At 63.9% G+C, this 14,828-nt stretch carries 13 protein-coding genes; 12 read left to right on the top strand and 1 reads right to left on the bottom strand.

The features are described 5' to 3' along the window. Positions 1 to 89 precede the first annotated feature (89 nt). Positions 90 to 1,454, top strand: a complete 1,365-nt coding sequence (locus tag BV95_RS14975) for a DEAD/DEAH box helicase (protein ID WP_037453555.1) — start codon at positions 90 to 92, stop codon at positions 1,452 to 1,454. A gap of 117 nt (positions 1,455 to 1,571) precedes the next feature. On the opposite strand, the gene radC is transcribed toward BV95_RS14975, so the two are convergent. Continuing rightward, positions 1,572 to 2,267 carry a RadC family protein gene (gene radC / locus BV95_RS14970; RefSeq protein ID WP_037453552.1) on the bottom strand — a complete coding sequence of 232 codons (696 nt, stop codon included), beginning with the start codon at positions 2,265 to 2,267 and terminating at the stop codon, positions 1,572 to 1,574. 140 nt (positions 2,268 to 2,407) lie between these two features. Between radC and BV95_RS14965 the strand changes: the two genes are divergently transcribed. From BV95_RS14965 to BV95_RS14915, 11 genes are all read left to right on the top strand, one after another. Continuing rightward, complete coding sequence (locus tag BV95_RS14965; RefSeq protein ID WP_037453550.1) at positions 2,408 to 5,644, top strand: intermembrane phospholipid transport protein YdbH family protein; 3,237 nt, start codon at positions 2,408 to 2,410, stop codon at positions 5,642 to 5,644. Beyond that, positions 5,641 to 5,829, top strand: coding sequence for a YnbE family lipoprotein (locus tag BV95_RS14960; protein WP_013846310.1), 189 nt, complete (start codon positions 5,641 to 5,643; stop codon positions 5,827 to 5,829). Before BV95_RS14965 ends, BV95_RS14960 begins: the two co-directional genes overlap by 4 nt. Further along, complete coding sequence (locus BV95_RS14955) at positions 5,826 to 6,227, top strand: YdbL family probable chaperone protein (RefSeq protein ID WP_037453548.1); 402 nt, start codon at positions 5,826 to 5,828, stop codon at positions 6,225 to 6,227. The genes BV95_RS14960 and BV95_RS14955 overlap by 4 nt, the downstream gene beginning before the upstream one ends. A 178-nt stretch (positions 6,228 to 6,405) precedes the next feature. Next, positions 6,406 to 6,729 carry an AtpZ/AtpI family protein gene (locus BV95_RS14950; RefSeq protein ID WP_013846312.1) on the top strand — a complete coding sequence of 108 codons (324 nt, stop codon included), beginning with the start codon at positions 6,406 to 6,408 and terminating at the stop codon, positions 6,727 to 6,729. Positions 6,730 to 6,777: 48 nt separating this feature from the next. Further along, positions 6,778 to 7,563 (top strand): F0F1 ATP synthase subunit A, encoded by a 786-nt coding sequence (locus tag BV95_RS14945; RefSeq protein WP_013846313.1) that lies wholly within the window; start codon positions 6,778 to 6,780, stop codon positions 7,561 to 7,563. A gap of 56 nt (positions 7,564 to 7,619) precedes the next feature. After that, positions 7,620 to 7,847 (top strand): F0F1 ATP synthase subunit C, encoded by a 228-nt coding sequence (locus tag BV95_RS14940; RefSeq protein WP_004207392.1) that lies wholly within the window; start codon positions 7,620 to 7,622, stop codon positions 7,845 to 7,847. An 88-nt stretch (positions 7,848 to 7,935) separates the two neighbouring features. After that, positions 7,936 to 8,430, top strand: a complete 495-nt coding sequence (locus BV95_RS14935; RefSeq protein ID WP_037453544.1) for a F0F1 ATP synthase subunit B family protein — start codon at positions 7,936 to 7,938, stop codon at positions 8,428 to 8,430. Then, positions 8,423 to 9,049, top strand: a complete 627-nt coding sequence (locus BV95_RS14930; protein WP_037453541.1) for a F0F1 ATP synthase subunit B family protein — start codon at positions 8,423 to 8,425, stop codon at positions 9,047 to 9,049. Before BV95_RS14935 ends, BV95_RS14930 begins: the two co-directional genes overlap by 8 nt. Positions 9,050 to 9,378: 329 nt before the next feature. Beyond that, positions 9,379 to 11,292: an excinuclease ABC subunit UvrC gene (uvrC, locus tag BV95_RS14925; protein ID WP_037453624.1), complete on the top strand. Its 1,914-nt coding sequence runs from the start codon at positions 9,379 to 9,381 to the stop codon at positions 11,290 to 11,292. 207 nt (positions 11,293 to 11,499) lie between these two features. After that, entirely contained in the window at positions 11,500 to 13,110 is a 1,611-nt protein-coding gene (locus BV95_RS14920; RefSeq protein ID WP_234703202.1) for a sensor histidine kinase, read from the top strand. 283 nt (positions 13,111 to 13,393) lie between these two features. Further along, a complete protein-coding gene (locus BV95_RS14915) occupies positions 13,394 to 14,179 on the top strand; it encodes a hypothetical protein (RefSeq protein WP_037453534.1) in 786 nt (261 codons plus the stop codon). Positions 14,180 to 14,828 lie beyond the last annotated feature (649 nt).

Raw genomic sequence — 14,828 nt, 5'->3', positions numbered from 1 at the left:
TTGACAAGAGAGCGATATTTCCGCAAGGCGCGCGCGATTTCCTCCGCGTGTTTTCGCGTGGCGGAGAGCCTCCTGTCCCGGACATCTGAATGACTTTTGCCGATCTCGGCCTTTCCGACGAATTATTGAAGGCCGTAAGCGAGGCCGGATATGACACGCCCACGCCCATCCAGGCGCAGGCCATCCCGCCCGTGCTGATGATGAAGGACATTATCGGCATCGCCCAGACGGGGACGGGCAAGACCGCCAGTTTCGTGTTGCCGATGATCGACATATTGGCCCATGGCCGCGCCCGCGCCCTGATGCCGCGGTCGCTGATCCTGGAGCCGACGCGGGAACTGGCCGCCCAGGTGGCGGAGAATTTCGAGAAATACGGGAAGTATCACAAGCTCAACATGGCGCTGCTGATCGGCGGCGTGCAGATGGGCGATCAGCTCAAGGCGCTGGAAAAGGGCGTCGACGTGCTGATCGCGACGCCGGGCCGGTTGATGGACCTGTTTCAGCGCGGCAAGATATTGCTGAACGGCTGCAACATGCTGGTGATCGACGAAGCCGACCGCATGCTGGACATGGGCTTCATCCCGGATATCGAGGAAATCTGCACCAAGCTGCCCGCCCAGCGGCAGACCTTGCTGTTTTCCGCGACCATGCCGCCCGTGATCAAGAAGCTGGCGGACCGTTTCCTCAGCAACCCCAAGTCGATCGAGGTGGCGCGGCCCGCGACGGCATCCACCAACATCACCCAGCGGCTGGTGAAGGTCGATTCCCGCAAGAAGCGCGAAGCCCTGCGCGCCATGCTGGAGGCGGAGGACGTGCTGAGCGCGGTGATCTTCTGCAACCGCAAGACGACCGTGCGGGATTTGAACAAGAGCCTTCAGCGCCATGGCTTCAAGTCGGGCGAGATTCATGGCGATATCGACCAGTCGGCGCGCATCGCGGAACTGGAGCGGTTCCGGGCCGGTTCCGTCAATATATTGGTGGCGTCGGACGTCGCGGCGCGGGGGCTGGATATCAAGGGCGTCAGCCATGTGTTCAATTTCGACGCGCCCTGGCATCCGGACGATTATGTCCACCGCATCGGCCGTACCGGCCGGGCGGGGGCGAAGGGGGTCGCTTATACCTTCGTGACGGCGGACGATGCCGAAGCGATCGACAATATCCAGAAGCTGATCAAGCAGCAGATCGAGACGATTGACGCGCCCGCGGCGGCGGCTCCGGTCGAACGCGCCGTCGAGGAGCCGCGCAGGGCGGACCGGGATCGGCGGTCGGATCGCAAGTCTGAAAAGCGCCGGGACGAGCGGCGTCATGAAGAACCGCGCGCGGCTCGACACGAAAATACCCGTCAGGAAAATAATGGCGCCCGCCCGCGTCGGCGCGAGGCGGTGGACGAGGGGCCGGACGACGGCTGGAACGGTCCGGTGCCGGAGTTTCTGTCGGTGGGTTTCGGGGCTTAGTGGCTATTCTGAGCGGCCCTGTGAGGGCTGCAATTGGTCAATCCAAGACATTCCCCCTCCCGCCTGCGGGAGGGGGAATGTCTTAAACCCACCCTTTCCAGTCCTGTAACGATCCCCCTAAATCAGTCCCTTAGCGCGCAGGCTCGTGTGCCCTTGCGCTCCGATGATGATGTGATCGTGCACGGCGATGTTCAGCCGCTTCCCCGCCTCGGCGATCTGGCGGGTGATTTCTATGTCCTGCCTGCTTGGCTCCGGGGAACCGCTGGGATGGTTGTGGACCAGGATCAGCGCCGCTGAACCCAGGTCGATGGCTCGCCGGATCACCTCCCGCGTATAGATAGCCGCCTGGTCGATCGAACCGTCACCCATATGTTCGTCGCGAATCAGCATGTTGCGGCTGTTGAGGTGCAGCACCCGCACCCGTTCCACCGTCAGGAAAGCCATGTCGGCGCGCAGATAATCCAGCAGCGCCTGCCAGCTTGCCAGCACCGGCTTTTCCGCCACTTCGTTCCGCAGCGTCCGCAGCATCGTCGCCTGGACGATCTTGATCGCTGCGATGCTGGTGTCGCCCATGCCGGGCACGCGGGCGATGGCCTGCCAGTCCGCCGCCATCAGCCCGCCTATGCCGTCGAATTCGCGCAATAGCGCCTTGGCCAGCGGCTTGGTGTCGCGGCGGGGAATGGCGAGCGCCAGCAGATATTCGATCAGTTCATGATCGTGCAGCGCATCCCCGCCGCTGTCCGCCAGTTTCCGGCGCAGCCGCGCGCGATGTCCCACGCCGTCATGGGCCGCCTTCAAATCCTTTTCCGGCAATGTCTTACCCGTCCCCCATTTTGCGGAGCCGAACGCTATTCATTGCGCATTTATCGGGCAAGGATATTTAAGGGGTGTCGGACGTTGTGCAGGCGTTACGGACTGAACAGCGCTTTTGAAAGCCGGGGTTGGCGATAGGCATGGACGATGATGACGGCGAAAAGGAGATTCGCCGGGGCTGGCTCCGCTGGCTTGGAGTGGGGACGGGATCGCTCGCGCTGGTCCTTGCCGCGCTGTGGACGCAGCGCGCGCCCATCGCCGAAAATTTCATCGGCCGCGAACTCAACAGGCGCGGGGTCGAAGGCAGCTATGATCTGACGGACATCGGCCTGCGCACCCAGCGGATCGAGAATATCGTGCTGGGCGATCCCGCCCGTCCGGATCTGACGGCGCGCTGGGTGGAGGTGGACATCGCCTTCACCGGCCTGACGCCGCAAGTGGCGGCGGTGCGGGCAGGCGGCGTCAGGATGCGCGGGGCGCTCCGCGATGGCGCGCTGCATTTGGGAGAGGTCGACAAATTTCGCGATCCCGCGTCCACCGCGCCGTTCAGCCTGCCGGACATCGTGCTGGGTTTGCAGGATGCGCGGCTGCGGCTGGATACGGACGCTGGAACCATCGGCATGCAGATTGACGGGCGGGGGAATTTGCGGTCGGGCTTCCGGGGCAGGCTGGCGGCGGCGATGCCCAATGCGGGCAGCAAGGGCTGCGGTCTGGCCGGTCTGCGGGCGATGCTGGACATCGCCATGCGGGACGGGCGTCCGCACCTCTCCGGCCCCGTGCGCGGCGGAGCGCTGGCCTGCCGCGATGCGGGCACCGCGATGGCGAAACCGGCGGCGGATGTGGATGTCTGGCTGGGCAAGGCGCTGGACCGCTGGAGCGGCCATGTCGATCTGGCGGGGGAGGCGCTCAGGTCCAACGGCATGGTGCTGGCGCGGCCCGCGGGCCGGATCGATTTCGACGGGACGGCTACGGCCACCGCGGGACGGGCGCGAATCGGGGCGACGGCCCTGTCGGCGGCGGGCGCATTGGCGGGGCCGGCCGACTTTCGGGGCGCCTGGCATGTCGGCAAGGATGGCGCGGGTGTGCAGGGACGGCTGTCGGCCCGGCAGTTGCGCCTTGCCGGACGCGATCCGCTGGCGGGCATCCGCGAATCGGCGACCGGGACGCCGGTGGGACCGTTGGCGGCGCGGCTGGCCGATGCCGTGCGGCGGGCGGGGGAGGATAATGTCCTGCAAACCACCCTGGCCTTCGCCCAGCGGGGGAAGGGCGGCAGTCTGGTCCTGACCGGCACCCGCTTTTCGGCGCGCAGCGGGGCGCGGGCGGAAATTCCGGGCGAGGGGCGGGTGACGATAGGCTGGCCGGGCAAGGCTGGAGCGGCCATCGATTGGGCGCTGGACGGCGCGATCACGACGGAGGGCGGCGGGCTGCCCAGGGCGGCGCTGCGGCTGGGGCGGCGGCCGGGCGGCGGCTTTGGCGGCCAATTATTCCTGGAACCCTATGCGGCGGGCGACGCCCGTTTGTCGCTGGAACCGGTGCGCTTCGTCGCCGGGCCGAAGGGGGACACGCGCTTTTCGACGAAGGTGCGGCTCGACGGACCGCTTCCGGCGGGCAGGTTGCGCGGATTGACGGCGCCGGTCGAAGGGCAATGGAGCGCGGACGGCAGGCTGGCGGTCAATCCGCGCTGCGTGCCGGTCTCTCTGATCGAGGCGCGCTATGGGAGCTTTTCCGTCGGGCAGACGCGGCAGACCCTCTGCCCCATCGGAGAGGGGCCGCTGCTCGCCATCGGGCCGTCCGGCGCGCGGGGCGGGGCGGAAATCCGCAATCTCGCGCTGGCGGGCAGAAGCGGCGACAGCCCGATGCGCCTTGCCGCCGACAGGGCGCGCTTCGCCATCGGGCAGGACGGTTTTGCGTTCGCCAACGCCGATCTGTCGATTGGATCGGGGGATTCGCCGGTCCGTCTGACCGCCGCCGCCCTTGAGGGCAAGATAGCGGGCAAGGGATTCGGCGGCACTCTGACCGGCGCGGGCGGTAGGATCGGCGCGGTGCCGCTGATCGTCGAGAATGGGGCGGGCCAGTGGAGCTTCGCGGGCGGAGCGTTGAAGCTGGCGGCGGTGGTGACGGTGCGCGATGCGCAGACGCCGGGGCGATTCGAGCCGCTGAAAGTGCCTGATTTCGCGCTGACGATGAAGGATGGAGGGATCGCGGCCACGGCTTCTCTGCGGGCGCCGCGCAATGACGCGCTGGTGGCGAAGGCGGTGATCTCCCATGATCTGGGCAGCGGCAGGGGCAAGGCGGATCTGGTCGTGCCCGCCTTGTCCTTCGGTCCAGACTTGCAGCCGGAGGATGTGACCCGGCTGGCGCTGGGCGTGGTCGCCAATGTGAATGCGACCGTCAGCGGGGAGGGGCATATAGGCTGGGATGGCACCCATGTGACCAGCAACGGCCGATTCCGCACCGATGACGCCAATCTGGCCGCCGCCTTCGGCCCGGTCGAGGGATTGTCCGGCGAACTGGTTTTCACCGACCTGCTCGGTCTGGTGAGCGCGCCGGGGCAGGAGGTGCGAATCAGGTCGGTCAATCCGGGCGTGGAGGTGCGCGACGGTCTGGTCCGCTACCGGCTGGGGGCTGGCCAGAAAGTGCATATAGAGGGCGGCGGCTGGCCCTTTTCCGGGGGGCAGCTCATCCTTTTGCCGACGACCATGGATTTCAGCGCCGATGTCGACCGTTACCTGACTTTCCGGGTCATGGGGCTGGATGCGGGGGCCTTCATCCAGGCGATGGATCTTAAGAATATCTCCGCGACGGGCACGTTCGACGGCATCATGCCTCTGATCTTCAACGCCCAGGGCGGGCGCGTGGCGGGCGGCGTGCTGACCGCGCGGCAGCAGGGCATGCCGCCGCTGATCATGCCGGAAGGGGTGCTACCGGTGATTCCCTGCGATCCGGCGCGTCAGTCGGGCACGCTTTCCTATGTCGGGCCGGTGTCGAACGAGCAATTGGGCGCGATGGGGCGGCTGGCCTTCGATGCGCTCAAGAATCTGCAATATAAATGCCTGACCATATTGATGGACGGCGCGCTGGATGGGGAGATGGTGACGAACGTCGTCTTCAACGGCGTCAATCGCGGGCAGATTGGCGGCGCGCCCGCCGGGCTGGCGCGCAATTTCACCGGCCTGCCCTTCATCTTCAACGTGCGGATCGCGGCGCCGTTCCGGGGGCTGTTGGGAACCGCACAGTCCTTCATCGACCCGTCAACGCTCATACAAAACAGCATAGGCGACCAGATGCAGGAAAAGATGCGCCTGAAAATGAGCGAGGAAGGGGTTGCAGTTCAGCCTGCCGAAAGCGAAACTATGCGAAACGGGGAGCAGAAATGAAGAAGCGAACGATCATGACGGCGGCTTTCGCCGGTTTGGCCCTGGGAGGCTGCATCCAGGTGAAGGCCCCGGACAAGCCGATCGAAATCAACCTGAACGTGAAGATACAGCAGGAAGTCGTCGTCCGCCTGCAGCGCGATGCGCAGGACCTGATCCAGAATAACCCGGAGTTGTTCCCGCAATGACACGCAAGTTTTTGATGATCGCCGCCACCGCCGGGATCGCGCTGGCGACCGGGCTGGTCATGACCGCTCCGGCGCGGGCGCAGTCCGGAACCGTGGCCGCCGCCATGAGCGCGGGGACGGTAGGCGAACAGGCCGACGGCTATCTCGGCATCGCCGGGTCGGTCAGCGACGCGGTGCGGCAGGAAGTCGAATCGATCAATATCAAGCGGCGGGCGGCCTATACCGACCTTGCGGGCAAGCGCGGCGTGACGGTGCAGGATGTCGCCGCCGCGACCGGATGCCAGACGCTCAGCAGCCGCGTGAAGCCGGGCCAGGTCTACCGCGTCGGCGCGGGCGCGTGGCAGACGAAGGGCGCCGGACCGATCGCTCTGCCGGGCTATTGCGCGACGGCGGGCTGATTTTTCCCCCCGCTGGCGGACTTTCCGGCCAGCTTCGTTCGGACGGAAAATTCTCCTGTCCAACGACGGTTGACACTCCGGAAAGCCCTTTCTAAACGGGCCGCGCCTTGACGGGTGCAGCCGCAACCGCCATGCCGCCTGACGTTGGGTTTGAAAAGCTTGACGGAAAGGACGGTCGATGGCGGCGGATGCACCGGGGCAGGACCCGGCGGGTGAAGATGCGCGGATCGCCTCTTTGGAGGAACGGATCGCGCAGGCCGAACGCGCCGAAAAGGTCAGACAGGGGACACAGGTGCAGCAGGCGGACGATGGGTCGCGCCTGGGCAACAGGGTTCTCGCGGAACTGATCGGCGGTCTTGCTGGCGGTGCCGTGGTTGGTGGGACTCTGGACTACTTTCTGCGGACATCCCCATGGCTCCTGTTGGCATTCCTCGGTCTTGGGATCGTGGCGGCGTTCAGGAACATCATCAGATTGACGACGACGAAGCGTCCCGATCAATAGGGACGCTTTTGTCTTAGTCTTTGAGATTAGGCGTTACAGGGGTCCAGCGTGGCAGAATCCGGCAAAATCGATCCGATGCACCAGTTTGCGATCGAACCGCTGTTCGGTACGGATCATCTGTCGTTGGGCGGCTTCAACATCGCCTTCACCAACAGCGCCCTCTACATGGTGGCCGCGGCGGTGGTGCTGTGGATCTTCGTGGTCGGCGGCATGAAGCGGGAACTGGTCCCCGGCCGCTGGCAGATGGCGGTCGAATATATGACCGGCTTCATCAAGAGCCTGCTGATCGCCAATGTGGGCGAGGGCGGCAAGAAGTACATCCCTTACGTCTTCTCGCTGTTCATGTTCATCCTGCTGGCGAACCTGCTCGGCCTGTTGCCGCTGGGCCTGGTCGGCCTGCACCCCTTCACCTTCACCAGCCATTTCACCGCGACCGGCGTGCTCGCGATCATGAGCTTCTCGATCGTGCTGGCGGTGGGCTTCTACAAGCATGGCCTGCACTTCTTCTCGCTGTTCGTGCCGCACGGCACGCCCTTGCCGATGATCCCGGTCATTTTCCCGATCGAGCTGATCTCGTTCATGGTGCGTCCGTTCAGCCTGGGCCTGCGACTGTTCGTCGCGATGACTGCCGGTCACGTGCTGCTGAAGGTGCTGGCGGGCTTCGTCATCAACGCTTCGAACGCCGGCGTCGGCTTCGGCCTGACCGTCGGCAGCGCCAGCTTCATCCTGATGATCGGCATCAGTGCGCTGGAAGTGCTGGTGGCGGTGATCCAGGCCTATGTGTTCGCGCTGCTGACCTCGGTCTACATCAACGACGCCGAGAACCTGCACTAAGATTTTCCGTTATTTCACCCACGTTTGATTAGAGTTTGGAAAAGGGAGTTTACGACATGGACGCAGAAGCCGCAAAGCTGCTCGGTGCTGGCCTGGCCGCCATCGGTGCGGGCATCGCCGCCCTCGGTGTGGGCAACGTCTTCAGCTCGTTCCTGGAAGGCGCGCTGCGCAACCCCGGCGCTGCTGACGGTCAGCAGGGCCGCCTGTTCATCGGTTTCGCCGCGGCGGAACTTCTGGGTCTGCTGGCGTTCGTTATCGCCATGATCCTGGTGTTCGTGGCCTAAAAAGCTGCTTTGGGGCGGGCATCGGATGATTTTATGTCATCCATGCCCGTCCTCTGATTGACCGCGCCCTGATCGGACGGACCGAAAAATGCCTCAAATCGCGCAAATCGCCGAAACCTATTCATCGCAGATCTTCTGGCTGCTGTTGACCTTCGGCTTCGTTTTCTTCGTCGTCGGCCTGGGCATGGTGCCCAAGGTGCAGGCGACGGCCGATGCGCGCGACGCGAAGATCACCGGCGATCTGGATGCGGCCAAGGCGGCCTTCGCCCGCGCCGATGAAGCGGAGGCGGACTATCGGATCCGCGACGCCGAAAGCCGCGGGGCCGCCCAGGCCATGCTGGCGAAGGCAAAGGCGGAAGCGGCCAAGGCCTCCGAAGCCAGGCTCGCGGCCGCCGATGCGGAGATCGCAAGCCAGATCGGCGCGGCCGAAGCCCGCATCAAGGCTGCGTCCGACGCGGCCATGGCAGAGATTGAAACCGTCGCCGCTGACGCAGCGCGCGACATGGTGGCTCGCATTTCCGGCGTGGACGCGTCGGACGACGCAGCCCGCAACGCAGTAAAGGCGGCACTGGCCCATGGCTGAGGCAGCACAGCATAGCGCTGTAGAGCAGGGTGGGGCGGACGTTCCGCACCTGAACCAGGCGATCCATTCCGAAGGGATGGAACCTGTCGGCACCGTCGCCCATGAAGGCGTGGTTCCGCACACGGACCCCAAGGCGGTCGGCATGGATGCGACGGCCTGGGTCAGCCTGGCGATGGCGGTGTTCATCCTGATCCTGGTGATCAAGAAGGTGCCCGGCCTGATCGGCGGCGCGCTGGACGGTCGCATCGCGCAGATCAAGACGCAGTTGGAGGAAGCCTCCAAGCTGCGGGCCGAAGCCGAAGCGCTGAAGGCGGAATATGAAGCCAAGTTGACGGCTGCCGCTGGCGAAGCCGACGCCATGCGCAAGTCGGCCGAGCATGAGGCGGCGACGCTGCTGGAGGATGCGAAGGCCAATGCCGCCGCCCTCGTCTCGCGCCGTCAGAAGATGGCGGAGGACAAGATCGGCGCGGCGGAACGTTCCGCTATCGCCGACATCCGGACAAAGGCCGTCCGCGCCGCCACCAGCGCAGCAGCATCGCTGATCGCGCAGGGCCATGACGCCAAGGCCGACAAGCTGTTGGTCGATGATGCGATCAAGGGCCTTGGGCCTAGCGTCTGAAACCTGTTTGAAGGTTGGAAAAAGGGGCCGGTGCGGATCGTCGCGCTGGCCTTTTTGTTTGTCTGGTTGCCTTGGGACATTTGTGGCTTGGCTTGGCCAATCCAAGACGTTCCCCTCCCATGGACGGGAGGGGTTAGGGGTGGGCGCGAGCGAAGCGAGCTTCTGACTTAGCCGTTGCAAAACAACGCTGATGTTGCGCAAGCCCACCCCCTAACCCCCTCCCGCCTGCGGGAGGGGGAATGACCGTAATCCACCCGAACCCGCGCTATTTTGTCGAGCCGATCCGCCAGCGCCATTGCGATCCTTGCCGGGCCCGCTATTTCTGCCGCATGTCCGGCCCGCAATCTCCCGATCGTTTCCATGAAGACAAGGCGGCCTTCACCGTCACGGGCAGCCAGCCTGACATAGACGCGGGCGTGGAGGCGATCCGCACGACGCTGAAGACCCTGCCGACGCGTCCCGGCGTCTATCGCATGCAGGATGCCCGCGGAGATGTGCTCTATGTCGGCAAGGCGCGAGCGCTGCGCAACCGCGTCACCAACTATACCCAGGTCGACCGCCTGCCCAGGCGGTTGCAGCGCATGGTGGCGCAGACCCGGTCGATGACCATCGTCACCACCAACAGCGAGGCGGAGGCGCTGCTGCTGGAAGCGCAACTCATCAAGCGTTTCCGTCCGCCCTACAACGTCCTGCTGCGCGACGACAAAAGCTTCCCCTTCATCCTGCTGCGGGAGGATCATGCCTTCCCCCGCGTGCAGAAGCATCGCGGCGCGCGCAAATATAAGGGTCGCTATTACGGCCCCTTCGCCAGCGCCGGATCGGTCACGCGTACCATCAACGCCCTGCAGAAGCTGTTCCTGCTCCGAAGCTGCACCGACAGCTTCTTCGCCAACCGCTCGCGTCCCTGCCTGCTCTATCAGATCAGGCGCTGCTCCGCGCCTTGCGTGGGGCGGATCGACGACGCCCATTATGCCGAACTGGTGCAGGACGCGCAGGACTTCCTGGGCGGCAAGTCGACCGCCGTGCAGAAGAAGCTGGGCGAGGCGATGCAGGCCGCTTCCGACGCCATGGACTTCGAACAGGCGGCGGTGCTGCGCGATAGGCTGAAGGCGCTGACCTTCATCCAGGGCAGTCAGGCCATCAATGCGGAGGGGCTGGGCGATGCCGACATCTTCGCGCTGGCGACCAGGGGCGGGGCCATGTGCATCCAGGCCTTCTTCATTCGCGGCGGGCAGAATTGGGGGCATCGCAGCTTCTTCCCCGTCCACACGGCGGAGGTGGCGGAGGATGAGGTGCTCAGCAGCTTCATGGCCCAATTCTACGAAGAGGTGCCGCCGCCCAAGCTGATCCTGTCCGACCGCGCGCCCGCCGAATGCGAATTGATGGCGCAGGCGCTGACCGAGCGGATCGGTTCGAAGGTCCGGATCGAGGTGCCCCGGCGGGGCGACCGCACCCGCCTGATCAAGCAGGCGCAGCGCAACGCGGTGGAGGCGCTCGACCGGCGGCTTGCGGAGACCACCACCCAAGCCAAGATATTGGAGGAGATGGTCGAGACGTTCGGGCTGGACGGCGTGCCCGACCGGATCGAAATCTACGACAACAGCCATATTCAGGGCGCCCATGCGCTGGGCGCGATGGTCGTCGCCGGGCCGGAAGGTTTCCGCAAGAACGCCTATCGCAAGTTCAACATGAAGAATCCCGAAACGTCCAACGACGATTTCGCGATGATGCGCGAGATGTTCGAGCGCCGCTTTGGTCGGGCGGCCCGCGAAGACCCGGATCGCGACAGCGGCGAATGGCCCGATCTGGTGTTGATCGATGGCGGCAAGGGGCAATTATCCGCCGCCCGCGCCATATTGGAGGATATGGGCATAGAGGATGTCTGCATGATCGGCATCGCCAAGGGGCCGCATCATGGCCGGGAAGGGCGGGAGGTCTTTCATATGCCGGACGGGCGGGAAATCATGTTCCCGCTCAATCATCCCGTGCTCTTCTACCTCCAGCGCCTGCGGGACGAGGCGCACCGCTTCGCCATCGGCGCCCACCGGCAGAAGCGCAGCAAGGCGATTACCGTCAGTTCGCTGGACGAAGTGCCGGGCGTCGGCCCTTCCCGCAAGAAGGCGCTACTGATGCATTTCGGAACCGCCAGGGCGGTGAAGAGCGCGGCGCTGGAAGACCTGCTGAAGGCGCCGGGCGTTTCGAAGGCGGTGGCCCAGCAAATCTACGATTATTTCCACGGCTGACATGGCGGATCGCGGCCTCATTTCGGGCCGCGAGCAATCCCATGTCCAACTATCTTCGTTATATGCGGATCGGCATTTGACCGCGGCATGATTTCCTTTCCATAAGAGGCAACCTGAAAAGAGATAAAATATCGGGGTCGAACAGGGGATGTGCATCACGCTACGAAAGGGCGGAGCGAATCCGCCATGCGCTTGAGCTGTTGGGACATGCGCGCTTTGTCGGCGCTTCGTCCCTGGCGGACGCTGGATTTCGCCCGGCTGCTGCTGGCGGTCATCTATACGGTCGTCAGCTTCGCCTTCTCCAGCGCCCGGCATTGGGTGGAGATGGCGGAGCATGTGCTGGTCCTGCTCATGCTGTTGCTGGCGCTGTCGGCAGTGTATCTATCGTCGCGATCCTGGGTGACGGACATGCGCATCCGCGCGCCGGTCATATGCCTGGACACGCTGCTGTTCATCGCCCTGCTGCTGGTGACGAATCCGTCCAACAGCCCCTATTTCTCCGGCAGCTTCTTCGTGGCGGTGGAGGTGGCGCTGATCGTGCGGCGGCGATTTCACATGCTCGTCGCGCTGGTGGCCGGCGCGGTCGCGATCGGCTCCACATGGTTCGACGACATCGCCTTGATGCCGTCCGAACCCGAAGCGGAACGGGTCGTGCTTCGGGCCTGCTATTTGGCGGTGGCGATCCTGGTGACGGGCGTGCTGCTCGGCCCGCGCCGGGAAACGCTGCTGGAACATGAGGGGGACAGGCGGCTGCTGCATGGCGAATTGCCCGCGCCGAGGAGCGATCATGGCCCCTTCCTGCTCCAGGCGCTGAGGCTGGCCACCGGGGCTGACGCAGTCGCCGTGCTGTTCCGCATGGCCAGCCATGAACAGCCGCGCTTCGCAGGCAGTGACGGGCTGGAGGCCCCATCCGCCGGTTTCGGCGATCTGCTGGCGGCCGGGACCGGCTGGCACGACCGGTCCCGAAATGCGTCGATCAGTCTGTCGGATGACGGAATCGCCGCTTTGGGCAGACTGTCGCTGGGCGGGCAGGCGTGGACGGCGGTGCTGGAGGCTAATACGGTTCTGACCGTGCGGGTGACGATCGGCACGTTCGAAGCGGTGGGCGCGGCCTGCCTGAACGATCCCTGTCATGAGGACAATGCCGCCATCGCGCAGCGGGTTTTCGAAAGCGCCTGCGAGGAACTGACCGTCCGCAACAGCCTGGACCTTGCCCATGTCATCGCCGGAGCGCGGGAAAGGGAGCGGTTGCAGCGGGAATTGCACGACAGCGTCCTGCAGGCGCTGGCCAGCATCCGTTTCCAGATCGCACCGCTGCTGGGCGGCCAGCCGGTCGAGCCGCGCCTTGTCGTGGAGAATGTCGACCGCATCGCGAAGGACCAGATCGCCACCATCCGCTGGATCATCAACCCTGAAGTCGATGAGGAGGATTTCGCCTATCTGCCCGAAACGCTGGCGATGGTGGTGCGGTCGCTGGGCGAACAATGGGGCATAAGCTGCAATCTGAAGGTGGAGGACGGCAATTGCGCGACCAGCGCCATGATCGGCCGGGAACTGAGCTTTGCCGTGCGGGAGATCGTCGCCAATGCGGTGCGGCATGCGGGGGCCAGCGCCGTGGATTTCGTGCTGGAGCCGGACGGCAACCGCATCGCCCTGCAGGTCAGCGATGATGGCGTGCCCAATATGGCGCGGCTGGGATCGAGCGGAGCGGTCCCCTCGCGCTCGCTGATGCGGCGGATACAGATGCTGGGCGGCGAGGTGTTCCTGCAGAATATCGGCGGGCGCACGACCATCCGGATCACGGTTCCGCGGAAGTGAAGGGCGGCAGAGTCCTCCCCCTGCCCCCTCCCGCTTGCGGGAGGGGGCAGGGGGAGGGGCGAGCGCAGCGAGTTTCTGCCCTGTCCGCTGGAAGTGACGTCGATCCGACATTACCTCCCCTGACCCCTCCCGCCAGCGGGAGGGGAACTATGCCCCTTCCTCCTTAACTTTTCCGTTGACCTCCCCATATCATCCCCTGACCTTGGGCATGCATTTACCGGCCATTTACCAACATGGCCGATAGTCGCGGCCAGGCTCGGCATTCGGAGGAGGTCCGGTTTCCATGGTGCGAACGGTCAAGGATCATCTCTATCGCAAGAGCGTGGCCGTCGTGCTGTCGATGCAGGTCAATCTGGAACGGATCGTCGCCATCTGGATATTGGCCGCCGCCTTCGCCTGCGGCCTGCGGCTGGCCTTTCCCGCTACGCCCTATCAAGATACGCCCTGGACGACCGGAACGGGCCTGCTGCCCTATCTGCTGGTCGTGGGCGCACCAGTCGGCTCGCTGCTGCTGGGGTTGAAGCTGTTTCCCGCCGGGCGCGTCCATGCCCAGCCCGCCTTTCGGCTGGCGCAGGTGGGACGTTGGCGCAAGGTCGACTGCCTGAAGGCGCGGGAGATGTCGCAATTCGGCCTTTATGGCGTGATGGCGTCGCTGCTGGTGGGGATCGCGCTGAACGTGCCGGTGCGGACGCTGGAGTTTCTTGGCGCCATTCCGGCCCTGGGCAGCTATTCCCCGCCCTGGTTCATCGGACTTTACGGCGTGATGCTGGCCGATGTGGTGATCCTGTCCAGCCTTTACATGTTCGCCTTCGCCATGGCGCTGCGGCTTGTGCCTCTGTTTCCGCGCTTCCTGGTGATGGTGTGGGGCATCGATCTGCTGGCGCAGCTCAGCATCGCTCGGCTGGTGGCGGGGATCGACAATGTGCCGCATGCGGTGGACGCGGCGTTGCTCGACATGCTGACGGGCAATGTGAAGAAGGTGCTGATCAGCGCCGCGATCTGGCTGCCCTATCTGCTGTTGTCGGAACGGGTGAATGTCACCTTCCGCCAACGCATCAGCGTAAATTAACGCGGGCTTGCGTTTTTCCCGAAATGGGACATTTGTAAGCGGCTGAATTGCGCCGATCTTCCGGCAATGATTCGCGGCTGATTCGCGGCGTACCGCGCCGCCAGCGGGTTTTCCCGCTCAAGTCGTCCGTATTCCGCGACCCGAATAGTCTAGTACGAAGGTATTAGCCATTCAGGCAATTTCCCTTTCGCTTTCCAATCATGCGCCCAAATAGGTGTGCGATTGATCTATGATAGCCTTTCATTTGGTTGAAATAAAAATCCATAATTATTCATGTAACTTTGAATTTTATTTTGCGCAGAAAACGTAGATGAAAATCATAATCAGAGTAAAATATGAGATATTTTATGATTTTCCAAAGTCATATATCCAAAGATATACTTAAAATCCATGTTGTTTACTTACGGAAACAATATTGGTTTCCGGAAAAGGTTAACAAAAAATTGCCATAAGCCTTTGGAAAACATACGAATTTTTTACCATGTTGACTTGCATCAGCTTTGGTAGTGTGCGGGATGTTCTGCAAAATCCATTGAGGATTTGAGCGGCCATGGCAGGCTGGTGATGTTCAAAGTCGCCAACCCCAATGGAGCCCCACCATGACCAGGAATGAGAATAGACCATCGATAGCGGCCGTCAAAGATTTGAT

The sequence above is a fragment of the Sphingobium chlorophenolicum genome (assembly GCF_000722875.1).
Lineage (GTDB): Bacteria > Pseudomonadota > Alphaproteobacteria > Sphingomonadales > Sphingomonadaceae > Sphingobium > Sphingobium chlorophenolicum.
The sequence above is the reverse complement of the archived record's forward strand: the minus strand, read 5'-3'. Positions and strand labels throughout refer to the sequence as shown.